General features: G+C 67.3%; 21 protein-coding genes and 2 pseudogenes. 10 read left to right on the forward strand and 13 right to left on the reverse strand.

Going from position 1 to position 24,759, the window contains the following annotated elements; translation table 11 throughout:
* Positions 1-32: 32 nt before the first annotated feature.
* The 7 genes from htpX to GQS65_RS07790 all read right to left on the reverse strand — a co-directional run bounded on the left by htpX (position 33) and on the right by GQS65_RS07790 (position 9,626).
* Positions 33-890, reverse strand: a complete 858-nt coding sequence (gene htpX / locus GQS65_RS07760; RefSeq protein ID WP_158204071.1) for a zinc metalloprotease HtpX — start codon at positions 888-890, stop codon at positions 33-35.
* 81 nt (positions 891-971) lie between these two features.
* Positions 972-2,300 carry an ABC transporter ATP-binding protein gene (locus tag GQS65_RS07765; protein ID WP_158204072.1) on the reverse strand — a complete coding sequence of 443 codons (1,329 nt, stop codon included), beginning with the start codon at positions 2,298-2,300 and terminating at the stop codon, positions 972-974.
* Complete coding sequence (locus GQS65_RS07770) at positions 2,297-3,580, reverse strand: ABC transporter ATP-binding protein (RefSeq protein ID WP_158204073.1); 1,284 nt, start codon at positions 3,578-3,580, stop codon at positions 2,297-2,299. The genes GQS65_RS07765 and GQS65_RS07770 overlap by 4 nt, the downstream gene beginning before the upstream one ends.
* A 6-nt stretch (positions 3,581-3,586) precedes the next feature.
* Complete coding sequence (locus tag GQS65_RS07775; RefSeq protein WP_158204074.1) at positions 3,587-4,852, reverse strand: ABC transporter permease; 1,266 nt, start codon at positions 4,850-4,852, stop codon at positions 3,587-3,589.
* A complete protein-coding gene (locus tag GQS65_RS07780; protein WP_158204075.1) occupies positions 4,852-5,829 on the reverse strand; it encodes an ABC transporter permease in 978 nt (325 codons plus the stop codon). The genes GQS65_RS07775 and GQS65_RS07780 overlap by 1 nt, the downstream gene beginning before the upstream one ends.
* A 62-nt stretch (positions 5,830-5,891) precedes the next feature.
* Complete coding sequence (locus GQS65_RS07785; protein ID WP_158204076.1) at positions 5,892-7,847, reverse strand: ABC transporter substrate-binding protein; 1,956 nt, start codon at positions 7,845-7,847, stop codon at positions 5,892-5,894.
* Positions 7,848-8,009: 162 nt separating this feature from the next.
* Positions 8,010-9,626 (reverse strand): gamma-glutamyltransferase family protein, encoded by a 1,617-nt coding sequence (locus GQS65_RS07790; RefSeq protein WP_158204077.1) that lies wholly within the window; start codon positions 9,624-9,626, stop codon positions 8,010-8,012.
* A gap of 148 nt (positions 9,627-9,774) precedes the next feature.
* Between GQS65_RS07790 and GQS65_RS07795 the strand changes: the two genes are divergently transcribed.
* Positions 9,775-10,890, forward strand: coding sequence for a 60S ribosomal export protein NMD3 (locus tag GQS65_RS07795; protein WP_158204078.1), 1,116 nt, complete (start codon positions 9,775-9,777; stop codon positions 10,888-10,890).
* Between the two features lie 410 nt (positions 10,891-11,300).
* The gene (locus GQS65_RS07800; RefSeq protein ID WP_158204079.1) at positions 11,301-12,200 is read left to right on the forward strand and encodes a hypothetical protein; all 900 of its coding nucleotides are present in this window, start codon (positions 11,301-11,303) and stop codon (positions 12,198-12,200) included.
* A 27-nt stretch (positions 12,201-12,227) separates the two neighbouring features.
* Here GQS65_RS07800 and GQS65_RS07805 read toward each other — a convergent pair.
* Positions 12,228-13,965: pseudogene (locus GQS65_RS07805) on the reverse strand (helicase C-terminal domain-containing protein).
* Positions 13,966-14,035: 70 nt separating this feature from the next.
* Positions 14,036-14,248, reverse strand: a complete 213-nt coding sequence (locus tag GQS65_RS07810; protein WP_158204080.1) for a DUF7561 family protein — start codon at positions 14,246-14,248, stop codon at positions 14,036-14,038.
* A gap of 420 nt (positions 14,249-14,668) precedes the next feature.
* Here GQS65_RS07810 and GQS65_RS07815 point away from each other — a divergent pair, with 420 nt between their 5' ends.
* From GQS65_RS07815 to GQS65_RS07830, 4 genes and pseudogenes are all read left to right on the forward strand, one after another.
* The gene (locus tag GQS65_RS07815; protein WP_158204081.1) at positions 14,669-16,630 is read left to right on the forward strand and encodes a beta-propeller domain-containing protein; all 1,962 of its coding nucleotides are present in this window, start codon (positions 14,669-14,671) and stop codon (positions 16,628-16,630) included.
* A 150-nt stretch (positions 16,631-16,780) separates the two neighbouring features.
* Entirely contained in the window at positions 16,781-18,229 is a 1,449-nt protein-coding gene (locus GQS65_RS07820; RefSeq protein ID WP_158204082.1) for a M14 family zinc carboxypeptidase, read from the forward strand.
* Between the two features lie 94 nt (positions 18,230-18,323).
* Positions 18,324-19,266, forward strand: a pseudogene (locus tag GQS65_RS07825) (NAD(P)H-binding protein).
* Entirely contained in the window at positions 19,267-20,013 is a 747-nt protein-coding gene (locus GQS65_RS07830; RefSeq protein ID WP_158204083.1) for a DUF7530 family protein, read from the forward strand.
* A gap of 82 nt (positions 20,014-20,095) precedes the next feature.
* Here GQS65_RS07830 and GQS65_RS21355 read toward each other — a convergent pair whose 3' ends face one another.
* A complete protein-coding gene (locus tag GQS65_RS21355; RefSeq protein WP_233265058.1) occupies positions 20,096-20,269 on the reverse strand; it encodes a DUF5786 family protein in 174 nt (57 codons plus the stop codon).
* A 164-nt stretch (positions 20,270-20,433) separates the two neighbouring features.
* Between GQS65_RS21355 and GQS65_RS07835 the strand changes: the two genes are divergently transcribed.
* Entirely contained in the window at positions 20,434-21,483 is a 1,050-nt protein-coding gene (locus GQS65_RS07835; RefSeq protein ID WP_368279955.1) for a DUF5784 family protein, read from the forward strand.
* Positions 21,484-21,491: 8 nt separating this feature from the next.
* On the opposite strand, the gene GQS65_RS07840 is transcribed toward GQS65_RS07835, so the two are convergent.
* Entirely contained in the window at positions 21,492-21,710 is a 219-nt protein-coding gene (locus tag GQS65_RS07840; RefSeq protein ID WP_158204084.1) for a hypothetical protein, read from the reverse strand.
* A gap of 221 nt (positions 21,711-21,931) precedes the next feature.
* Entirely contained in the window at positions 21,932-22,219 is a 288-nt protein-coding gene (locus GQS65_RS07845; protein WP_158204085.1) for a DUF5789 family protein, read from the reverse strand.
* Positions 22,220-22,373: 154 nt separating this feature from the next.
* Between GQS65_RS07845 and GQS65_RS07850 the strand changes: the two genes are divergently transcribed.
* Together GQS65_RS07850 and GQS65_RS21360 are read left to right on the forward strand one after the other, a co-directional pair.
* Complete coding sequence (locus tag GQS65_RS07850) at positions 22,374-23,153, forward strand: PHP domain-containing protein (protein ID WP_158204086.1); 780 nt, start codon at positions 22,374-22,376, stop codon at positions 23,151-23,153.
* Positions 23,154-23,228: 75 nt separating this feature from the next.
* Positions 23,229-23,396, forward strand: coding sequence for a DUF6757 family protein (locus GQS65_RS21360; RefSeq protein ID WP_199268421.1), 168 nt, complete (start codon positions 23,229-23,231; stop codon positions 23,394-23,396).
* Positions 23,397-23,773: 377 nt separating this feature from the next.
* Here GQS65_RS21360 and GQS65_RS07855 read toward each other — a convergent pair whose 3' ends face one another.
* Positions 23,774-24,112: a 4Fe-4S dicluster domain-containing protein gene (locus GQS65_RS07855; protein ID WP_158204087.1), complete on the reverse strand. Its 339-nt coding sequence runs from the start codon at positions 24,110-24,112 to the stop codon at positions 23,774-23,776.
* Positions 24,113-24,266: 154 nt separating this feature from the next.
* On the opposite strand from GQS65_RS07855, the gene GQS65_RS07860 reads away from it, so the two are divergent.
* Entirely contained in the window at positions 24,267-24,743 is a 477-nt protein-coding gene (locus GQS65_RS07860; RefSeq protein ID WP_158204088.1) for a cupin domain-containing protein, read from the forward strand.
* Positions 24,744-24,759 lie beyond the last annotated feature (16 nt).

Here is a 24,759-nt window from a genome sequence, read left to right on the forward strand (position 1 = left end):
GAGGACCGTCGCCGAACTCGGGCGAGTTCGCGTCAGGCCAGTTCCTTCTCGAGCGCACGGAGGCGTTCGACGCGCTTCTCGGTGCTCGGGTGGGTGCTGAAGACCCGTCCGATGAACCCGCTCTTGATGGGGATGATGAAGAACGCGTTCATCTCCGCCTGCTCGCGCATGTCGTCCTGTGGGACGTTGTCCATCTGCCCCGATATCTTCAGCAGGGCCGAGGCGAGCGCCGCGGGGTTGCCGGTGATGACCGCCCCGCCACGGTCGGCGGCGAACTCGCGGTAGCGACTGAGCGCCCGGATGAGGAAGAACGAGACCACCCAGACGACCAGCGAGGCGATGATAGCGACGATGACGCCACCGTTCTCGCGGCGACCACCGCCGAACCACCAGCCGAAGCGGACGACGAGGAACGCACACGTCGAGAGGAACGACGCGATGGTCATCACCATCACGTCGCGGTTCTTGATGTGCGCGAGTTCGTGGGCGAGCACGCCCTCTAGCTCCTCCTCGTTCAGCGTGTTCATGATACCCGTCGTCACCGCGACGGCGGAGTTACTCGGCGTCCGGCCCGTAGCGAACGCGTTCGGGACCCGCGAGTTCGCCACCGCGACCTTCGGCTTGGGGACGTCGGCCTGCTGGCTCAGCCGCGACACCATGGCGTGCAGTTCCGGATACTCCTCCTCGCTGACCTCGCTGGCCCCCATCGAGTAGAGTGCGAGTTTGTCGCTGAAGAAGAACTGTGCGACGAGGAACACACCTACGACGGGGAGGACGTACCAGACACCGGCGTACGAGACCGCGCCGACGAACGCGATGTAGAGGGCGAAGAGCAGGAACATGGTGAGCACCATCCGCCCACGCAGTCCCCAGTCGGGTTTCCATTCCATACGGGAACATTGGCGACCGGAGGGTTAAACGTCACCGTCGCCGGGCGGTGGTCGGAACGCGAAAGAAAGGTACGGGCCGTATCAGTCGTCGGCCGGTTGCTCGACGCGCTGGCGCTGTTCGTCGTGGAGGAGACAGGCCGCCTCCCAGCCGGCGCTCGTCTCCCGGAGTTCGGGAGCCGTCTGTTCACACGGCGTCTGGAACTCCTCGTCCAGCAGGTCACGACCCGACTCGTGGTCGTCGCTCACCTCCGCGGTGAGCGCCCGGTCGAGCACGTCCTCGGCCTCGTCGTCCGACAGCCGTTGTGGGATGTCGAACTCCTCGCGGATACCGGCTTTCAGCCCCTCGTCGTCGAGGACGGACTGTCCGTCCTCGGCGGTCTGTACGTGGCCGTCCCCGGCCGCGTCCGAGTGGGCCGTCCGGACCGTCTCCAGGTCGAGCGGTCCCTTGCGCATCCGCTGGCGCAGGTCCTGGACCGACCGCCAGTGTCGCTGCTCGAACTCGTAGCCCTCGGGCGGGATGACGTCCGGACAGCGCGTGTGGAACCGACAGCCAGCGGGCGGGTTCGACGGACTCGGAACGTCACCCGAGAGCGTGATGGACTCGCCACGCTGGCGCGGGTCCGGCTGTGGAATCGACCCCAACAGCGCCCGCGTGTACGGATGCTGTGGGTTCGAGAACAGCTCCTCGGTGGGTGCGATTTCGACGATCTCCCCGAGGTACATCACGGCGACGCGGTCACACACCTCGCGGATGACCCCGAGGTTGTGGCTGATGAACAGCATGGCGAGGTCGAACTCCGCCTGGATGTCGTTCATCAGGCTCAGGATGTCCGCCTGGATGGAGACGTCGAGCGCACTCACCGGCTCGTCGGCCACGATGAGTTCGGGGTTGACGACCAGCGCACGCGCGAGCGCGACGCGCTGTTTCTGGCCCCCGGAGAACTCGTGGGGGTAGCGGTCGATGTCGTCCGCCGAGAGGCCGACGCGTTCGAGCAGGTCCTTGACGATCTCGCGTCGACGGTTGCGGTCGGAGATACCGTGGATGAGCAGTGGTTCGCCGACCGACTCGCCGATGGACATCCGCGGGTCGAAACTCGCCGTCGGGTCCTGGAAGATCATCTGGGCACGACGGCGGAACCGTTTGAGTTCGGCCTTGTCGTACGTCGTGATGTCCTCGCCCTCGAACAGCACGTCGCCCGCGGTCGGCTCTTCGAGTCGGAGCAGCGACGTCGCAACGGTCGACTTCCCACACCCCGACTCGCCGACGATACCGAGCGTCTCACCGGGCGAGACGCTGAAGTCGACGCCGTCGACGGCACGGACGCGCCCGACTTCCTTCTTCAGTACGCCCTGTGTGATGGGGTAGTGTTTCTTCAGCCCCTTCACCTCGAGGAGTGTTCGAGCGCTCATCGGTCACCTCCATCGGACCGCACCGACTCATCTGTATCGGTCCCAGCACGACGGCCGGTCGTTCGTCCACCGTCGGTTCGCGCCGTCCGGTTCTGTGCGGCCGCGAACTCGGTCTGGACGACGCTCTCGTCGTAGCCGTCGCCGTAGAAGACACAGGAGACCTCCTGGTCTGCACCCTCGACGGAGTACATCGGCGGCTGGTCCCCGGTGAAGCAGTCGTCGACGGCGTGTGGACAGCGCGGCGCGAACCGACAGCCGTCCGGTGGGTTCGTCACGCTGGGCAGCGACCCGCCGATGGAGACCATGTCGCCGCCCCGACCGGGGAGACACTCCAGCAGTGCCCGCGTGTAGGGGTGGGCCGGACTCTCGAAGAGGTCGAAGACCTCGCCGCTCTCCATCACCTTCCCGGCGTACATGACGACGACGCGGTCGGCGATCTCGGCGACGACCCCGAGGTCGTGGGTGATGAACAGGATGGCCATCCCGAGGTCCTCCTGTATCTCCGCGAGGAGGTCGAGGATCTGGGCCTGGATGGTCACGTCGAGCGCCGTCGTCGGTTCGTCGGCGATGAGTACGTCGGGGTTCGACGCCAGCGCCATGGCGATGATGACGCGCTGTTTCATCCCGCCGGAGAACTCGTGGGGGTAGTCGTCGAACCGCGCGGCCGCGTCGGGGATACCGACACGGTCGAGCAGGTCGATGGCCCGCTCGCGGGCCGCCTCGTCGTCGTCGTCGCTGTGAAGCTGGACGGCCTCGACGATCTGCCACCCGACGGTGTAGACCGGGTTGAGTGCGCTCTGTGGGTTCTGGAAGATGTGGGCGATGTCGCCGCCACGGATCTTCCGGAGCGCGTTGTCGGGCGCTCGAACCATGTCGATGTAGCCACGGGAGATCCGGTCTCCCGAGCGCTCCTCGACGATGACGAAGTGCTTCTCGTCGCCGGGACGGTCCTCCTCCGGCGGCACGTCGGTCCCCGCCGTCCCGGGAGCGTCGTCCTCGTGGACGTCGAACACCCGTTTGGGGAACTGGTCGGCGAGTTCGCGGACCGACTCGACGTCGCGGAACTGGACCTCCCCGATGGGGATGTCACCGGGGGGCATCTGGAGGATCTTCGTGATCGACTCGCTGGTGACGGTCTTGCCGCTGCCGGACTCGCCGACGATACAGACCGTCTCGCCACGGCTGACGTCGACGTCGATGCCGTCGACCGCGCGGACGGTTCCGTCGTCCGTGTGGAACTGCGTGTGGAGGTTCTTGACGGATATCAGTGGGTCACTCATGTGAAATCACTCTTGTCGTGGGTCGAGCGCGTCTCGGAGCGCGTCGCCGATGAAGTTGAACGCGAGGATGGTGAAAAACAGGAACAGCCCTGGAATCGTCGCCACCCACCACGCCGTACCGAGGTAGTTTCGCCCGGCCGAGATGGTCGTCCCCCACGACGGAATCGTCGGGTCGCTCAGGCCGAGGAACGCGAACGCCGCCTCCGCGAGGATGAGCCCCGGGATGGCGAGCGTCGCTGCGGTGATGATGCTGTTCGAGACGTTCGGGACGACGTGTCGACGCACGACGTACAGCGGACTCGCGCCCGCGCTCTGTGCCGCCTTGAAGTACTCCTCTTCGGTCCGCTGGAGCGCCTCCGAACGCACGATACGCGAGATACCACCCCAGCCGAACAGCCCGAAGATCATGATGAGCAAGAACAGACTGGGCTCGAAGAGGTACGAGAGCAGGAGGAACAGGAAGAACTGCGGGAACGTCAACTGGATGTCGACGTAGCGCATCAGCAGTTCGTCGACCCACCCGCCCATGTACGCCGCCGACGCGCCGATGGCCGTCGCGATGACGATGTTCATCAGCGTGGCGATGAGGCCGATCTGCATCGAGACGCGCATCCCGAAGATGACGAGTTTCAGGATGTCACGCCCGTCGCGGGTCGTCCCCAGCGGGTGCGCCATCGTCCCCCGACAGACGCTGTCGGTGACCTGCACGAGACAGTCGCCGCCGGCCGCCGTGCTGACGGTGGTGAACACCGGCGGCAGGAGTTGTGCCTGGAAGTTCGACGTCGGGACGCTGATGAACAGCGGCACGATGGTCCCCACCAGGAAGATGACGACGAGGTAGACCATGCTGATGACCGCGGCACGGTTCTTGCGGAACTGCCGCCAGTAGTACCGGGTCATCCGCGGGTTCCGCGCGAGCGGCACCACGGCGTACCAGAACATCACCATCAGCGTCGCCACGAACAGCCAGTCGACGCCCGTGACGTCCCAGACGAACGACCCGAAGTCGAACGTGGGCGCACCGGTCGCAACCTCGATGCCGAGGACCGTGTACTCGGCCTGCGGACCGCCGCTGATGTACTCTAGTAGCCACTCCGCGAACGGTCCGTTCCGGATGGCGTCGTACAGCGCGAGGAGGCCGAACAGGGCGAACGACCCGAGCTTGATGGTCGTCAGCAGCGGTCGACTACCCGAGCGCTGTTCGACCTCGTTCCAGTCGATGTCCTCGAATCGGCTCGAACCCCGTCGTGTGTTGTCGGTGTCCGCCGCCATCATCGGTCACCGTAGCTGATACGCGGGTCCAGCACCGTGTAGGCGATGTCCTGGAGCAGGTTGCCGACGACGGAGATGAACACCGGGATGAACACCGTCCCCAGCACGAGGTCGGTGTCCTGGTTGATGATGGCGTCGTAGCTCAACCGGCCGACGCCGGGAATCCCGAACACCACCTCGACGAGCAGCGACGACGCCAGGAGCAGTCCCAGCAGGTCGCCGACCAGCAGCGTCGACAGCGGCACGAGCGTCGGCCGCAGGATGTGTCGGGAGAGCATCCGCCACCCGGTCGCACCCTTCGCGCGAGCGGTCTTGACGAACTCCGCACGGACGTACTCCAGCGCCTCGGCACGGGCGTAGCGCATGTTACCCGCGATGGCCCCCGTCGAGAGGACGACGATGGGCAAGAACAGCTGTCGAAGGTTCGCCAACGAGAACGTCTGTGTGTCCGCGATGGAGGTCTGGAAGATGATCGGGAACCAGCCCAGCGTCTCACCGAAGATGAGCAACAGCATGATACCGAACCAGAAGTTCGGGATACTGATACCGAAGAACGCCACGAACGTCGCGGCGTAGTCGGTCTTCGTGTACTGGTTGAGCGCCGAGTAGAGCCCGATACCCATCCCTACGACCGTCGAGATGACGATGGACGGTGCGGAGTACATGATGGAGTACGGGAGCGACGCGACGATGGCGTCGAGCACCGGCTCCGAACGAGTGTCGGACCAGCCCCAGTTACCCTGGACGTAGTTCGTCACGTACTCCGTGTACCGGTCCCAGAGTGGTTGGTTCAGTCCTCGGCGCTGCTCGTACGCATCGAGCGCGGCCTCCGGGTCGCCGCCGCTCTGTGCGGCCTGGAACTGTAGCTGTGCTACCTGCTGGTCTGGCGTGATCTCGAGGAACAGGAACGTGATCGTCAGGATGACGAACGCGACCACTGCCGCCCACGCGACACGCCGAATAACGTACCACCTCATTCCTTGATGTCAGTAAATATGTAGATTGGTGCTCGTCAGCCGATACGGGTGTGGGCCGCCGTTCAGCCCTGCTGGAAGTACCAGATGTTCGAGTCCCACCCGCTACCGAACTCGGGTTTGGGGCCCTGAACGTTGTTCTGGTACCCGCCGATGGCGACGCCCATGTTGAGGAAGTTGAACGGCTGTTCCTCGGACTCCAGCCCGAAGATCTCCGCGTAGATCTCCTGGCGCGTCGACTCGTCGACGGCCGTGGAGGCCTCCTCGTAGAGGCTCGCGAAGTCGGCTTCCGGTTCGTAGCCGTAGTAGTTGATACCGCCCTGCTTGATGACGAAGTCGCGCGTCTGCGAGGGGGTCCGCGGGTACGTGTTGAACACGATACCGGTCATGATGTCCCACTGCTCCGGACTGACCGACTGGTCGCGGTTGCCGCCGTTGTACGGGCCGGCCGCGTACTCCGGTTCACCGCTGAAGTCCGGGTTGTTGGACGGACTGTTGGAGACGTAGTTCTCCAGCATCGAGTTGAACTGGAGGCCCTGGAGTTCGACGTTGAGACCGATCTTGTCGTACTCCTGGGCGATGAAGCGGTTCATGTCCTCGGTGGTGTCGCTCCCCTGTGCGTAGACGAGGTTGAGCGTCACCTGCTCGCCGTTGCCGTCGACGATGCGGTCGCCGTCGTAGGAGTACGACGTCCCTTCGAGGGTCGGTTCGAGCATCTCGCGGGCGAGCTCCGCGCCGTACTCGTCGCCGACACCGGTCTGGACGACCGTCTCGTCCGAGTACCACTTCGAGAACTTCGGCTGGAAGGTGTGCGCGATGGTCGCGTAGCCGCTCAGGATGTCGTTGGCGATGGTCTCTTTGTTGACCGCGCGAGCGAGCGCCTGACGGGACTCCTTCTGTCGGAAGACCTCGTAGAAGTTGCCGTTGACCCGCTGGTTGTAGATCATCGAGGTCATGTACGCCTGCGGGGCGACGTTGATCTCGACGCTCTCCTCCTGCTCGAACTGCTGGACCTGCGTCGTCGGGATGCCAGTCGACGTGATCTCGCCCGTCCGGAGCGCACTGAGTCGGGTGCTCTGCTCGGGGATGACCTGGAACGTGTAGCTGTTGAAGTACGGGGCACCCTGCCACGCTTCGGGCACGTTCTCGGCCTCGCGCATGTAGTAGTCCTCGTTGCGCGTCCCGACGAACTGGGACTCGCGCTCCCAGCTTTCGAGGGAGTACGGACCGAGGTTGCCGGCGTAGGCCATCGTCTGGACGTCCTCGTCCTGTGCGAGGCCCTCGCCGTCGCTGTCGCCACGGTACTTCTCGATGAGGCCCTTCGGCATCGCCGTCTGGCCCCACATGACGGGTTTGAGCGGGAACGCCGGGTCGACCTGCGGAAGCTGAATCTCGAAGGTCAACTCACCGGTCTGCTCGACGGGAATCCACTCGTCCTGGCGCTGCCAGTCGCTCTGGTTGGGGTAGCCCGTCCAGTTGTCCTCCGCCTGGAAGACCTCCTGAATCATGTAGACCCAGTCCTCGGCCGTCATCTGGCCGTAGTCGCCACCCCACTGGAGGTTGTCGCGGAGTTCGACGGTGTACGTCTTGCCGTCCTCCGTCGAGATGTCCGCCCAGAGCGGGAACACTTCGAGGTCGGGGGTGACACCGTACGCGCCGTCCAGAATCGAACCGATTCGGTCGCCGGACTCGCCGTCCGCGGCGGCCGCACCGAGCAGGTTCAGCGAGACAGCGTCGGTCCCACGCCCGGTGACGTAGTCGCCGCTGACCTCACGGGAGGCCTCCGTCGTCGTCGTGGTCTGAGGCGCCTCGGACGTGTCGGGACTGTCGCCCTCCGTGCTGTCGGTGTTGGTGTCTTCGGTCTGTGCTGGAGTGCCAGTCGAGTCCCCGTCGTTGGGGTCGCCGCTGGAACAGCCTGCGAGTGCCGCGGCACCGCCGATGCCGAGCATCTTGAGCATGTTGCGACGGTTTGGGAGCCAAACCTGCCTGACACCATCGGATTCCTCGTTACCAGATGGCATTGGTCACACAAACTGTTGGCCCCACATATACCCTTCGATTGATAAAAACCAACTTTCATCTCATTTAACAACCATCAGCCACCTCGGAGATTCTATCACAGCCGGACAACGAGCTGCCGATACGGACCACGAATCAGTAATTATCAGAAACGGCGGTTCTGGTTAGAATCCGGTCGCGTTCCCGTCCTTGCGTGGCTCGGTCGCGGCCGACAGGACGCCGTCCCGGTTCCGGGCGAACTGTGCCCCCCCGAACAGCACCGGTGGGAGTACCTGCACGTCGTGGCCCCGGCGGACTAACCCGTTCTGTATCTCGCCGGGGACCCGTGTCTCCACCGCGAGTCGCCCGGACTCCCGGTATCGCCAGCGTGGAGCGTCGAGTGCCTCCTGTGGCGTCATCCCCTCGTCGACGACGTTCGTGACGACCTGGAGGTGACCCTGTGGCTGCATGAACCCGCCCATCACGCCGAAGGCGGCCCAGTCGTCCTCGTCGAACTTCAGCAGGCCCGGAATCAACGTGTGGAACGGACGTTTCTCCGGTTCCAGTCGGTTCGGGTGGTCGTCGTCCAGCGAGAACGACGCCCCGCGGTTCTGGAGGGCGATGCCGGTGTCACCCGCCACGAGGCCGGAGCCGAACCCGGCGAACCGGGAGTTGATGTAGGAGACGACGTTGCCCTCGTCGTCGGCGACACACAACAGGACGGTGTCGGCGTCCTCGGCGTGGGAGTCGGGCACGCCGAACGAGACGTCGCTCGACTCGTCGGTCACGTCCGCGGCACGCTTCTTCGCCCACTCCTTCGAAGCGAGCGGCGGCATCTCCTCGTACGCCGGGTCGGTGATGTAGCGGTGGCCGTCGTGGAACGCCCGTTTCGTCGCCTCGGCGAAACGGTGGTAGCGCTCTACGCCCTCCATCTCGGCGGCGTCCAACTCGCTGGCGATGTTCAGCGCTTCGAGCGCGATGAGTCCCTGGTTGTTCGGCGGGAGTTCGAACACCTCGGCGCCGTTGTAGGTGGTCGAGACGGGGTCGACGAACTCCGGTTCGAACGCTCGGAGGTCGTCCATCGTCAGAAAGCCGCCCTCGCGCTGGACCTCCTCGACGATGGCCTCACCGATTCGGCCCTCGTAGACCACGTCCGCACCCTCCTCGGCGATGGCTCGCATCGAGGCCCCGAGTCGGTCGAGCGTCGTCACCTCGCCCGCCTCCGGTGCTCGTTCGCCGTCGACGAGGTAGGCGTCCCGAGCGTGGTCCGACTCGAACAGTTCTTCCGCGCCGGTCCAGTGGCTGGCGATGACCTCGCTGACCGGATAGCCCTCGGTGGCGTACCGGATAGCCGGTTCGAGCGCCTCGGCGAGCGTCCGGTTCCCGAAGCGGTCGACGGTCGCCTCCCACCCACGGGCGGTCCCCGGCACCGTGACGGTGTGCGGCCCGGTGAACGGCATCTCGGCGTCTTCCGGGGCGGTGTCGTCGGCCTCGCTGGCGACGGCCTCGCGGACCTTCTGCCGGGTCGCCTCGCGTGGCGCACCGCCACACGAGCGCATCCCGCCCACCTCGCCGTCGGCGGTACGATACAGCGCGAACACGTCCCCGCCGAGTCCCGTGGAGGTCGGTTCGGTGACGTTCAGTGCGGCGGCCGTGGCGACGGCGGCGTCGAAGGCGTTCCCGCCCTCCTCAAGCACTCGCACGCCGGCCTGTGCAGCTAACGGCTGACTCGTTGCGACCACGCCGTTCGTGGCGTAGACGGTCGACCGACGCGACCCGAACGTATCGACGTCCCTGTCCATGCCAGAGCCACGCGCACACCCCACATGGTTCCGGCGGTTCGGCGACGGTGGACGCGACGACGCGAGCGGGCCCACCGGTCCCGTGCCGGCCGAGTCGCCGCGACCACGTGACGCGGGAGTTAACCGTCCGAACGCGCTACTCCCGGCAATGAGTTCACGTACGTCGGGCGAGTTCTGCCCGAGCTGTGGCGACCCCGTCGAGGAGACGGGCCCCCGTCCCGGCAACCCGACCGGTCGGGACGCGAACCTCTGTGACGCGTGCTACTTCGAGAACTTCGACCTCGTCGACGTCGACGACGAACTGCGTGTTCGCATCTGTGCCCGCTGTGGTGCCGTCTACCGGGGCAACCGCTGGGTCGACATCGGCGCGGAGGACTACACCGACGTCGCCGTCGAGGAGACCCGCGAGGCGCTGGGCGTCCACGTCGACGCCGAGGAGGTGTCGTGGCTCGTCGACCCCGAACAGGTCGACCAGAACACCATCGTGATGCACTGTCACTTCTCGGGACTCGTTCGCGGGACGGTCCAGGAGGAGGACGCCGAGGTCCAGGTCCGGTTCGCTCGGGAGACCTGTACCCGCTGTTCGCGCATCGCCGGCGACTACTTCGCCTCCGTCGTCCAGGTCCGGGCCGCAGAACGCAACCCGACCGACGAGGAGGTCAAGCAGTCCATCCAGATGGCCGAGGAGTACATCGAGAGACGCGAGGAGAAGGGCGACCGCAACGCGTTCATCTCGAAGATCGACGAGGGCAAGGAGGGTGTCGACATCAAAATCTCGACGAGTCAGATGGGTCGGGCCATCGCCGAGCGTGTCCGCCGCCGGTTCGGCGGGTCAATCACCGACTCCCGCACCCTCGTCACCGAGGACGAGGACGGCAACGAGGTGTACCGGGTGACCTACGCCGTCCGCCTTCCCCCCTACCCCGCCGGGACCATCGTCGAACCCGACGGCGACGACCCCGTCCTCGTTCGCTCGGCCCACGGCAACCTCAAGGGCGACTACCTCACCACCGGCGAGCACTACGAGGCGTCCAGCGAGGAGGGCGTCGCCCCCGACGCGCGGCGACTCGGCCACGTCTCGGACGGCCGGGAGACCACGCTCGTCGCCGTCGAGGACGACCACGCGGTGCAGGTGCTCGACCCCGACACGTTCGAGACGAAGACCGTCGCACGGCCCTCCTATCTCGACACCGACGCCGACACCGTGACCGTGTTCAAGAGCCGAGCCGGTCTCCACGTCCTTCCCGAGGACGCGACGCAGTAGCTCTCCGGTCGCTGGTTTCGCGGCCGGCAGAACGAACTCGCCGGCCGCACTGGAGTCCCCCTTCTCGACTCGCCGACACCTCGATTCGCTACGGCTCCGTCTCCGGGTCCTCGACGCGTTCCCGACCGCGAATCGTGGCGAGTCGCTCCTCCACCGCTTCGTCGAACCTGACGAACGGGTCTACGTCCATGTGCGTGCTAATGACTGACGTACACAAAACTCTTACTCCGGCGTCGAAACCGGTTTGAACGTTCGTCCGCTTGCGACGGTATGGACCGTGCTCGTCTCTTCGCGCTGCTGATGGCGCTGCTGATGCTCTCGTCCAGCATCGTCGGGTTCATCAGCCTGCTGTAGCGCCTCTCGCGGTCGGCCACCAGAAGACTCATACCGAGCGACAGGTTCGACCCGACATGCGCAGACGGACCTTCCTCGCGACCGGCGCGACCCTCCTCGTCGGTGCCCTCGCCGGGTGTTCCCGCCCCGCCTCCTCCCTCCGGATGACGGCCGTCACGGACGCCGAACTGCTCGACCGGGTCAGCGCCGGCGGTGACGAACTGAGCGACCGTGACCGCGAACTCGTCGCCGAAACCGTCGCCGACGGGACGGCGACGCGGGTCGGGCGTCACCCACCCTTCCACCGGGACCTGCCCGTCGAGTACGAGTCGTCGTTCTACGCCGTCTCGTGGGCGGAGACGGGCGAACGACCGGGAACCGCGGTCACGGTCGAGGTCGACTACGACGGCGACGCGAGCGGCCGCCGAACCGTCGCCTACGAGGCCCTCTCCGAGCGCGACCGCTCGCTGCTCTCCGGACTGTTCCCGCCCCGAACCGAGCGCCGCGAGGACGAGGGCTACGACGTCGGCGTCGGTGGAACCTACACCGAGACCGAGCGCGAGCGGTCGGTACTCGTCGACGGCGGGTACGAGGCGGTTCGCTACGACGGGACGGCCTATCCGACGGCCGTCGAGACCGACCCGACGACCCTGACCGTCTATCGCTACGAGGCGACCGAAATCGCCGCGGACCGCGAGGCGCTGCTCGACCGCGTCCGTACCGACCACCGGTTCGTCCTCGACGACCTCTCGTCGGCCGAACGGGACGTCGTCGAGACGGCCGTCGAGGACGGCTACAGCAGCGACAGCGAGTCGGCCGGGTTCGAGTCGCTGCTCGACCGGTTCCGCGAGGAGTCGCCCGTCGACTCCCACGGCCGCGAGGGGACGGTCGACGCCGAGTACCTCGTCCGCTACCGCGACGAGACGTACTGGGCGGACCTCCACTACGACCCGGAGCGCCTCACCACGGCCGCCTGAGTGCGACCGTTCGTCGGTGAGAGACCGCTACTGCCAGACGTCGCCCAGCGGGTGGTCGTCGAGCGACCGTTGTCGGGAGCGCGAGCGGTTGCGACGACCGCCGCCCGACCCGCCGTCACCACCGTCGTCGCCGACGGCTGCCGCCGGGTCGAACGCCGGCAGGGTCGGTTCGCTCATCAGGTCGACCTGCTCGGCGAACCACGGCGGCATGTCGCTCCTGGCACGCTCGAACAGGTCCAGCAACGACGAGTCCGCGAGGTACGTCGCCCCACTGTCGTCGGGCGCGCGCACCACGCGACCGCACGCCTGGATGACGGTTCGCAGGGCCGCGCGGTAGTACCACGCCCACTGGCCGTCTTCGAGGCGCTGAGCGACCCGCGAGTCCCGCGTGTTGGGGTACGGCGCTTTACAGAGCACCTGCCAGCGAGCGAGGTCGTAGTTCAGGTCCAGGGCCTCCTCCATCTTGACCGAGACGAACAGGTCCGCGCCGTCCGAGCGTTTCCACGAGTCGAGCGCCGCGTCCCGTCCCGCGGCGTCGTGGGTCCGTACCCGGTCACCGACGCCGAAGTCGTTGAGCAGTCGCACCAACTCCTCGGCGATGGCGTAGGAGTGGGCGTGGACGAGTCCCTTCTCGTCGGGGTGGCGCTGCATGAGACGGACGACGAGTCGGGCGATGTTGGGAAGCGTCTCCTCGCGGTGGTCGTAAGTCATCTTCCCCTGTGTCGTGTCGTAGAGCGGTCGGTTCTCGACCGGGAACGTGTGTTCGACGTCGACCAGCGCGACCCGCGAGGGGTCCAGGCCCGACGAGCGACAGAAGGCGTCCTTGTTCAGGATGGTCGCCGACAGGAGCGCGAACTTCGTGCCACGGTCCCAGACGGTGTGTTTCAGGTAGCGCTCGGGGTCCATCGGTTTGACGACGACTTTCGACCCCGCCCCGTCGTGCTGGTCGACGACCCACGTCGTCGCGCTCTCGGGGTCACGCGCGTCCTCAACGAACCACTGGAGTTCGCGGACGAGTTCGGCGATGCGGTCCCGCTCGGCGACCTCCTCCTCGCTCAGTTCGACCTGACTCCGGAGTTCGGTCTGACGCCGCTTGCAGACCGTCACGAGGCCGTCGGCGTACGTGGCGGCGTCCTCGGTGTCCTCGATTTCGGGGGCCGGTTTCGTCTCCCACATCGGCACCGTCGCCGGGCCGAGTTCGATGGTCGCGTACATCTCGGCCCACTCCGCGAGGCCGTGGGCCTCGTCTATCACGACGACGTCACGCTGGCCGAACACCTCCGACCCGGCCATCTGCATGAAGTACGCGAGCGTCATCGCCGCGATGTCCCGGTTGGAGGCGATGTCCCGGTCCGAGAAGTACGGACAGCGGTGTTTGACCGGGCAGTCGAACCCCCGTTCGCGGGCACACGGGGCCTGGTCGACGGCCGTCGTCGTCTCGCCCGGCAGGAGACACGAGTAGTTGCCCTTCCCGCGGACCACCGAGAGGTCGTCCAGCAGGTCGTCGCCGCGCGTCGTCCAACTGGGAGACCTGCGGCGTGGTGTAGTACGCCCCGACCGGTTTGGCGGCGTCGTCCTCGCCCGCACGGCGGGCACACCCGGCGATGGCGCGGGCGAGCAGTGACTTCCCGCTCCCGGTCGGCGCACGGACGAGGACCACGTCGTTGCCCGCCTCGAACGCCGCACGGATGTCCGCGAGCGCTCGCTCCTGCGTACCGCGAAACGAGGGCGCGGGGAACTCCTCGACGATGCGGGACGGCTTCACGGTCGGTCCTGCGACGCGACGGGAATAATCGCATCGGTCACGGAACGGGTGGCCCGACGGGGTCGTCGGGTCACTCTCCCGCGAGCGCCTCGACGTCGCCCGCGGTCACGTCCCGGTCGTCGGGGAGGCGGTCGATACAGTCGAAACAGAGGAACCACTCCGAACCGTCGGCCAGTTCCAGCGCCAGCCCCTCGCTCGGGCCGGGGTCGAACGACCAGAGGTTGGCGATGCCACCGGCGACCCGCACGCGTCGACCACAGCCGTCACACGTCTGCTTGCCCATACGGACAGCAGACACCGCGCCGGTATGAGTGGTCGGTCAAACACGCGTTTGAACCTCCGTCAGCAGTTTATCAGTAGCCCGTGTAGCCGTAGTTGCCGGTCGTCCGCCGGACGAGCCGCCCAGTCCCCTCAGCCGGTCCCGGCCGCGACCGGTCCCCGTGGTCGCCCGTCGCCGGGCGGCGGAACCGCCTGGCTGCGAGCGACTCCCCGGAGTCGGCCCGTCTTCCCTCGGCGGGTCTTCCCCTCTCCGACGGTCCCCGTGCCGTCTCCTCCTCCCGTCGGTGTCCCCTCGGCGCACCGACCTCCCCTTTCCCTCTGGTTCGACGGACGGCCCCGACACGTCTCTCGTCGGTCGAGCCGGCCTCAAACCGCCGTTTGAGACTACGGAACCGGTACGGTATCACACCACGTGGTCGGTGGTATGCGTACCTCCATCACCGTCGTCCTGGTCGCCGCGCTGGTCGTGGCGACGGCCGGCGTGACGGCTGTCGTCGGCCCCGCACTGACCGACTCGCTGACCGCTCCCGAACCGGGGACGGACACCGACGAACCGCTCTCGCTGGTCACCTCCGACTCGGACGACTCTTACGCCGCCTACCTCGCCGACGGGAGGAGTCGGGGCGGCTACTACGGTGTCGGGGTCGGTGGCGTCGCCGGGGGCGGCGACGGTGCGGTCGTCGACACTGCCGCCGGGGCCGAGCTGACCGAGAGCGCCAGTGCGAGCGCCCCCCGTGCCGAGGCGGACGGTGCCGCCAGCGCCGGCGCGCCCGCCCACTCCTCGACGAACGTCCAGGTCGAGGGCATCGACGAGGCGGACGTCATCGAGACGGACGGCAGGTACATCTACTACAGCGGGACGCGCGGCGACGCGACGCAGGTCGTCGCCGCGTTGCCCGCGGACTCGCCGGCCCACGTCGCCAACGTCCCCGAGGGCGGCCGACTGTTCCTGGTCGGGGAGACGCTCGTCGTCGTCGGCCACCAACGCGTCGCGGGCTACGACGTGAGCGACCCGGAGAACCCCACGCAGGCGTGGGAACGGGCGCTCGACGCCCAGGTCCGGACCAGCCGAATGACCGAGGGGCGACTGTTCCTCGTGCTCTCGACGGCACCGCAGGCGTGTCCCGTCGAACCCGTCGAGGGGGCGGACGTGGCCTGCACGGACGTGCTCCACCCGCGTGCCCCGATGCCCGTCGACACCACCTACACCGTGACCACGCTCGACCCACACGAGGGAGCCATCGGCGAGCGCGTCTCGTTCGTCGGCTCCTACCGGTCGGTCGTCTCGATGACCCACGACGCGCTCTACGTCACCTACACCGAACGGACCGACGGGCGCGAGGCGATGCTGGAGTACCTGCTGGCCGACGGGCGTTCGGAACTGCCCGCCCCCGTCGTCGACCGACTGGAGACGGTCGAGGGCTACGACCTTTCGCCGCAGGCCCGCGCCGTCGAGGTGCAGGCCACCCTCGACGGCTGGCTCCGCGGCCTCTCACCCGAGATCCGCCACACGAAACAGCGAGCCATCGCCGAGGGCTACGAGCAGTTCCTCGACGACCGGAAACGCTCGCTGACGACCACCCACCTCGTCCGCGTCTCGACCGACGACCTCTCCGTGGAGGCGACCGGGTCGGTGCCGGGAGAACCGCTCGACCAGTTCGCTATCGGCGAACACGACGGCCACCTCCGCGTCGCCACGACGGTCGGGGGGAGCGTCGCTCCGTGGAGCGACGTCGAGACCGAGAACGACCTCTACGTCCTCGACAGCGAGACCCTGGAGCGGACCGGCGAGGTGACCGGCATGGGTGTGAACGAACGCATCTACAGCGTCCGGTTCGACGGTGACCGCGGCTACGTCGTCACGTTCCGGCAGGTCGACCCGTACCACGTGCTCGACCTCTCGGACCCACGGAATCCGACCGTCGAGGGGGCGTTGAAACTGCCCGGCGTCTCGACGTACCTCCACCCGCTCGGTGACGACCAGGTGCTCGGCGTCGGCCAGGAGGACGGCCGCGTCAAACTCGTCGTCTTCGACTCCAGGGACCCCACCGACCCGACCATCGCTCACGAACGCGTGCTCGACGCCCGCTGGTCGGCGGCCGCCCACAACCACCACGCGTTCCTGCTCGACGCCCGCAAGGAGGTGTTCTTCCTCCCCACCGAACACGGCGGGCACGTGTTCGACTACTCGCTCGACCGGGTCGCGGACGTCGACGTCGACCGGCCGCGACGCGCCGTCTACATCGGCGACCACCTCTACGTCGCCGGCCACAGCGAGTTGGTCGTCGTCGACCAGCGGACGTGGAACGAGACCGCACGCCTCCCACTCCCCGGCGGCCCGGACGACGGACGGGGGGACGACGGCGACACGAACGCGACTCGGTGACGACGCGACCGGCCCACTATCAACACAGTTACAACTGTCGCGGAGTTCGGACGAGGGAGATTAATTTCACGTATCCCGTAGTATAAGTAGGTTGATTGCGGAGAGGTGAGAACTGTGGTCGTCTCCACGAACAGTGGTGACGACTAACATATGAAACGACGACAGTTCCTCACGACGACCGGACTCGCGGTGGCGGCCGCCGGAGTTCCGGTCGTCAGCGCTCGAGACGCCGAGATACCGAACCCGAACGCCTACCTCACGAACCGACAGCTCTCCCAGCAGCTTCGACTGCTGAACCGCACCAGCCACCTCGTCTCCCTCCGGCGCATCGGCCGGTCGGCGGGCCTCCGTGACCCGCTGTGGGAGGTCACCGTGGGTGAGGGGGAGACGAACGTCCACCTCATCACGCAGATTCACGGCGACGAACCGGCCGGGACGGACGCCATCGTCAAACTGCTCCAGCAGATAGTCGCCGAACCCGACCGCTACGAGGACGTCCTGCGGAACCTCACCATCACCGTCGTCCCGCGCGTCAACCCCGACGGCGCGATGTTCGGCTGGGACGCGGACGAGGACGGCGACTTCGACCGTATCACCCGTCGTCAGAACACCCAGAGGTGGGACGAGGACGATTCGCGGTACGAACCGTACTACCACTACGCCGAGAGCGGCACCGACGAGTTGCCCGCGCCGGACCCGCCGCTCGGCTACGACATGAACCGCGACTTCAACATCCTCGACGACCTGGGTCGCACACCGGGCAACAGCGGTGGGAAAGGCCACGGAAAGGGGAACGGCAAGGGCGAGAAGAAGGGCCACGGGAAGGGCAACGCGCCCCGCGAGTTCTTCCCCGAGGAGTACTGGACCGGAGGCGACGGCCAGTACCGACTCGACCTGCCCTACGAGGGCTACACGCTCCGGTCGAGCGGACTCCGACTGGCCCCGGAGGTGCGCGCCGTGACCGAGTCGTTCCTCCGAGCGGACCCGGACTACGCCATCACCCACCACCACCAGGGCATCCCCTCCGTCCCCGACACCGACCCGCTCGAACCCTCCATCATGAGCGTCATGGCGGCGTTCGGCGAGGACTACCTCGATCAGGCCCCGTTCTACGACGGTGAAGGGCCCATCGAGGACAGCGTCAACCCGTTCATCGGCAAGGAGACGAGCGACCGCTCGCTGAGCCTCAACAGACTGGTCGCCGACAGACTCGCCACCGTCACCGAGCCGTGGGACGAGTTCGACACGGTGACGCGCTACGGCTACGCGACGCTGTGGGGGTCGTATCTCGACGCGCTCTGTCCGCGGACGAACGCGGCGGGGATGCTCTACGAGGTGTCGGGCCAGACCGACGCCGTGGGGTCGCGTGCCTACGGGCTGAAGGTCGAAGCCTCGCGGGTGGGCTTCGAGGAGACGTTCCTGACGCTCGCGGCCGACCCCGACCTCTCGTCGGTCGACGCCGAGAGCTACTTCGACCTGCCGCTGTCGGGTGAGTCGTACCCCGTCGACGACCCCGAAGGGACGGGCCGGGCGGCCGCCCGCGCCCGCCACGCGCGACCGACGCCCACCCCCCCGACCGACGCGTTCCGGCAGGGCTGAACGGGACGCGCGGACCGACACCGAACAGGACGTCGTTCGTCGCCGCGACCACCGGGAGGCCAAGGAGTAAGCGGCCGCCGCCCCTACGTCCGGTATGCGAGTTCTCGTCACTGGAGCGAGCGGGTTCGTCGGCAGTCGCCTCGTTCCGGCACTGGTCGAGGCGGGCCACGACGTGGTCACACTGGTGCGCACGCCCAGCGAGTACGACCCCCCCCGACGGCGTCACGGTGAAGCAGGGCGACCTGCTGGAGGTCGGAAGCTTCGAGCACGCGCTGGCGGACGTGGAGGCGGCGTACTACCTCGTCCACTCGATGCAGGCCGGCGAGGAGTTCGAGGAGCGCGACCGGCTCGCCGCACGTCACTTCGTCGACGCCGCGAACGCGGCGGCCCTCTCGCGGGTCGTCTACCTCAGCGGTCTCGGCGACGACCGCGACCGCCTCTCGGCGCACCTCAAGTCGCGCCGCGAGGTCGAACGGGTCCTCGGCGAGGGCGAGGCCGACCTCACCGTCCTCCGGGCGGCCATCGTCGTCGGCGACGGGTCGGCGAGTTTCGAAATCGTCCGGCAGTTGGCCGAGCGCCTCCCCGTGATGGTGACGCCGAAGTGGGTCGACACCGAGTGTCAGCCCATCGCCATCGACGACGTGGTCGCGTACCTCGTCGGCGTCCTCGCCAGCGAGGCGACGGCGGACAACACCTACCAGATCGGCGGGCCGGAGGTGCTGACCTACCGTGAACTCATCGAGCGAACCGCGGAGGTGACGACCGGGCGACGACCGTTCATCGTCCCGGTTCCGGTGCTCACCCCACGGCTCTCCTCGTACTGGCTGGCGCTGACGACGGACGCGGAGATGAGCGTCGCCCGCCCGCTGGTCGACGGGATGCGCAACCCGGTGGTCGTCGACGACACCCGCATCCGGACCGTCGTCGACGTGACGCCCACCTCGTTCGACGAGGCGGTCAGACGGGCACTCGGACGGGACGAACGGGTCGGCGTCGAACACGCCACCGAACGCGCCGAACCGCGCGGAGCGGACTGAATGGGACGGCTCGAGTTCGGCGAGACGTGGGTCTACGAGTCCATCGTGACCGCGCTGCCGGGCATCGACGTCTCGCGGCCGTTCGCCATCGGCCTCCAGCTCGTCCTCTTCCAGGTGGGCATCACCCTGATCTGGTGGGTCTACGACTTCCCGACCGAGACGTTGCTGGCGGGGACCGCCGCCGTCGTCGTCGCCACGCTGGGGAGCGTCGAGATGCTCCGCATCTCGGACCTCGTCAGGTCCGAACGGCTCCCCGACGCCTACCAGCGACTGCTGTTCGGCTCCAGCATCGAGGTGGTGCTGGCGGTGCTGGCGTTCATCGCGCTGGTCACCTATCTCTTCACGGCCGGCACGCCCGAGACGCCGTCGCTGGTCGACCGACTCTTCGGGACCGAACCGCCGGTCGTCGCCGTCTACCTGACGCTGCTCGTCCTCTGGGACGTCTGTTACCGCATCGGCACCGCGTGGTGGGCGGCCGTCGTCGCACTGTGGCGGTCGGTCCGCTACCGGTTCGACGAGGGGACCGCGCGCGTCCTCCGGCGGGCCGACCTCGAGGTCGTCGGGTTCGCGACGGCCCAGCTCGTGCTCGTCCCGTTCGTCCGGGACCAGACCGTCATCGTCGCGGTCATCGTCGGGCACGTCGTGGCCGTCTGGCTGGTCGCGGGCCTCTCGGCCGTGCTCGTGACGACCAGAGCCGAAGTCGACGAGGCGACGGACACCGGTGTGAACGCGACGGCGAGGGAGTGAGACGCCGGTCGGGGACACGAGCGCCCGCCGCGAGGGACGCCGTCGCTCACCGGTCGAGGGCGTGAGAACTGTCGACTCCGAGTTACTGGGACTTCATCCGCTTGAACTGGTCGAGCAACGCTTCCGCGGATTCGCCGGAGTCGTACTCCAGCGTGCCGCGATACTCGACGCGTTCGTCGTCGAAATCCGCGTCGACCGACGCCGTCTTCGCCTCACGGCGCTCGTGTTCGTCTTCGTCATAGGCTCCCATTGACATGGTATACCTACCCTTGCGAACTACTGAGTATCAATGTAACGGATAATTTCGTGAAACATCGACTGTGGAAATCAGAGGACAGTGAGTCCTTCCAGTGGTAACGGTGGCGTCCGGTACGGCGGGTGTGTCGGAACTGCTAACCGGCCTCGGGCGAACCGACGCACGTGGCAGGTCCACTGCGATTCCGTCGGTCGACCGAAGCGTGGTCCGAGCGGCGGGTCCGTCAGGTGCTCCTCTCGCCGCTCGACGAACGGTTCGGAGCGACGTTCGGGACGACACGTGCGCCGCCGCCCGACCGGTTCTCGGGGGGTCGCCTCGACATGGACAACGGCGACGTGGCGCTGTTCGCGTGGTACACCGAGGAGGGTGAACGCCCCGAGGCGTACTGGCTCGGCAACACCGAGACCCCCGAGGTGCTCTGGCGGACCGACAAGGTCGGCTGGGACGAGGCCCCCTACGGCGTCGCCCGGTGGGCACAGCGCGAACTGCTCGCCGACCTCGCCGAACAGGACCCCTGGCTCGCCGAACGTCGCCACCTCGCGTGGTACTTCCTCCCGGTGTTCTTCTCGAAGGACGGCCGCGAGAGCACGCGGTCGTTCTTCCGTGACCACGCCGCGGGGTTCCCCGACGCCGACCGCGACCGGGTGTTGCGGTTCTACGAGTCGCTGTTCGCCGCCGGCACGCTCGACGCCGACCGGGAGGTGATGGCCGGGAAACTCGGCACCAGCCCACGGGTCGACCTCACGCGGATGAGCGCGGCGATGGCGGAGTTCCACGCCGCGAAACTGCTCGCCGACTCGGACAACGAGTTCGTCCCCGAAATCGACCTGCAGAGCGGCCACGCGCTGGATTTCGTCGTCGGCGACGGCGTCCGCGACGTGCCGCGACACGAGCTCCCGCGCCGTACCGACACGCTCGTCGAGGTGACGCGTCCTCGACCACCCTCCCGTCGTGTCGCCGACACGCCTATCGCGGCGTTGCGGGCGACGGCCGACGCGAAGACCGACGACCAGCTCGACGCCCACCCCGAGGCGCTGCTGTGTATCGACTGCTCGTCGTTCCGCGACGACCAGTGGAACACCATCCGCGCGGAGAAACCGCCGCTCCCGCACAGCCCCGCCGTCGTCTACCGGATGCGTCCGAACGGCTCCGTCGAGGCGTACCGACACGGCGACACGCCTATCGACCTGAGCGGCGCCGTCCGCTGGGTCTGACCGGGACGCTACAGGTTCAACTCGACGACCGTCTCGGTCGCACAGTCCGGACACGTGAGGTGGTAGCGCAGATGCCCCGAGCGTGGTGCTCGGTCGGCTCTCGCCCGCCACTCACCGTGGAGCAGGGCGTCGGTGAACCCACACTCGCAGGCGACGACGGTCCGTTCCAGTCGGTCGCTCAGTACCCTCCCGCCACGCTCGCGTGAGTCGGCCAGTCCGCTCGACATACTATCCCTTGCTAACACTGCACAATAGCTCCGTCGCCGCCGGTCCGACAGAACGACAGTCATCGCGTACGAGTGGTGTCGACACTCGCCGCCGAACGGGTGCGTCGTCACGTGGTGTGACGACGGGAGGAGTCGACGCAGTGTGACGATGGCTCTCGGGACGCGAGACGAGCGGGCAGAACCCCGACCAGAGCCGTCGAACTGCTCGTTCGGGACCCGAGTTAGAAGCTCACCTGGTCGGGACCGGTCTCACCCACCACCGTCGGGTCGCGGTCGGAGTAGAACCGGCGGCCGATAGCCTTGCTGGACACCGAACTGTACAGCGCGAGACGGGCGGATTCGGCGTCCTGGAACGTCGTCGCCTCCATCGGTGCGAGCGCCTCGGCGACCGTCTCGGAGCCGTTCGGGAGGTCGAGGACCATCTCGCCGTACTCCTCGATGAGGTCCTGAGCCGTCGCCGGATAGCTGTGAGCGTCGAAGCGGTTGGTCGCGTCTGTGAATGGACGCATACTCCAGGACACCACGACGACCATCATAAACGTTCACCATAAATCATGGTCGATAGTACTAGGACCTAGAGGTCGTCGTGCGGACGGACCCCTCGGATGCGTCCCGAGCGCGACGAGTCGGTGGCGTGAAGACGCCGCTTCGCCGACACGGCGTATGGTCGTCGCAGACCTCCACACCCACACCACGAACTCCGACGGGCAGTTCACGCTGGAGACGCTGGTCGCCGCCGCCCGCGAGTACGACGTTCGTGTCGTCGCCGTCACCGACCACGACCGAACGCATCCGGACCTGAACACACCGGTCACGCACGTCGACGGCGTCACCGTCGTCCACGGTATCGAACTACGTGTCGACGCGGGCGACCAGGAGGTCGACCTGCTGGGCTACGCGGTCACCGACACCGCGTCGCTCGGAGCGGAGACCGACCGCATCCAGGCCGACCGAATCGAGCGCGCCCGAAAGACCGTCGCACTCGTCGAGGCGGAGACGGGCGTGGACCTGGACGTCGCCTTCGAGCCCGGCGTCGGCCGCCCCCACGTCGCCCGCGCCGTCGCCGAGAGCGACGCCCCCTACGACTACGAGGGCGCGTTCGACCACCTCATCGGCGACGACGGCCCCTGTTACGTCGCCCGCGCCGTCCCCTCCTTCGAGCGTGGCGTCGACCTGCTCTCGGAGGCGTGTGGACTGGTCGGGCTGGCTCACCCGCTCCGCTACGGCGACCCCGAGGCCGCGCTCGCGCTCTGTGACCGTCTCGACGCCGTGGAGTACCACTACGACTACGGCCGCGAGGTCGACCTGCGTCCCGTCGAGCGGGCCATCGAGGAGTACGGCCTCACCGTCACCGGCGGCAGCGACGCCCACGACGAGGTGCTCGGCCGAGCCGGCCTCGACCGCGACGAGTACCGCGCCTTTCGGAACGCGGTCTCGCTGTGACTACATCCGTCCGTCGACAGCGGCGATAGTCCCCCCACCCGCAACTCTTCAGTAGCTTCCGCTCGTAGCGAGCGTATGCAGTGCCACTACTGCGACGACCCCGCAGACATCTCCGTCGAGCGCGGCGGTGTCAAAGTCGGCCTCTGTGGTTCACACTTCCGGAGACGAATGGACGAACTGAAAAACGACGGGTGGCTCGACGACCTCAAGGACGATCTCCAGACCGACCGACTCGATAGATAGACGCCCACGTTTTGCTGCAGTCGCGTGCTGCCGGCCACTGGCCGGCAGCGGCTCCCTGGTAGACCCTGGACGGAAAGCACTTTCTCATCATCAGAACGGCAGAGCCGTTCCGGTTAGCAGCCAGAAATCGAAGGTTTCTGGCGACACCTCCCTTCGGAGGTTCAGCCGGCCCGCTCGCTCGACGCTTCGCGTCTCGTCACCGGCGGTGAAGCCGCCGGTTCCCAGCGGGGCCTCCGGTCCCGACGAGTGAAACGAGTCGGGAGGCAGGGAGCGACAGCGACCACGGTCCCGCACGGCTCGCGGTACGACGCAGACCGCGGAACCGTTACGCCACCACAACCCAACCGCCACAGCGACGCCACCGCAGAACGGCCGTCTCAGCCCCGCGAGCCGTCCACGTCGATGGCGTCGACGGGGCAGATGTCGACACAGAGCATGCAGTCGATACACTGACTCTCGTTGACGGGCGCGGCCTTCCGGTCGCTGGTCGGGTGACCGGGCGTGTCGGCCCACCCGAACACGTCGACGGGGCAGTTCTCCAGACACGGCCCGGAGCCGTCACAGATGTCGAAGTCGACGGCGACGTGCGTGCCGTGGATACCCAGCCGTTCGGGTTGGTCGACCTCCCCCCAGACGTCGTAGTCGGCGTCGATGTCCAGCCAGTCGCCGACCGAGGAGCGTTCGCGCGACTCGGCGAAGTTCGGGTCGATAGCCATTGCCGGCGTTTGGTCGGTAGCACACTTAAGGCCCTCGTGGTGAGCGAGACGCAGGGGGGAACGGACGGTAGTGAGTGAGCGAGACTCCCGACGGGTGGACGACCGGGCCATCGTCGTGGAAAACGCTATCCCGGCGCACTCCGACGGGCGGTGTATGAAGCACGTCCGAACCGAGGAGGTAGACTCGTGGATGAGTCCCGCGAGCGTCCGCCGCCCGCTGGGCGAGGAACTTGGTACCGAGGACATGGCGCTCAACTACTACGAACTCGCGCCCGGCGAGTCGTTCGCGTTCGGCTACCACCGCCACGCCGGCCAGGAGGAGGTGTTCTTCGTCGTCTCGGGCGAGGCGACGTTCGAGACGGAAGACGGCGAGACGGTCGTCCGCGAGGGTGAGGCCGTCCGTTTCGAGCCGAACGAGTACCAGCAGGGCTGGAACCGCGGAGAGGAGCGAGTCGTCGCACTCGCACTCGGTGCGCCCGCCGAATCGGGCGAGACGGAGGTGCTCCGAGCGTGTGAGAACTGCGGCGGGCGGACCCCACAGGGTATCGAACCGACCGAGGAGAAGGACGCACTGGTGACCGTCTGTGAGGGCTGTGGGGCCGAGACCGGACGGTTCACGAGCGGGCCGTGAGCCACGCGCCGCTCCG

Source organism: Halomarina oriensis (assembly GCF_009791395.1).
GTDB lineage: Archaea > Halobacteriota > Halobacteria > Halobacteriales > Haloarculaceae > Halomarina > Halomarina oriensis.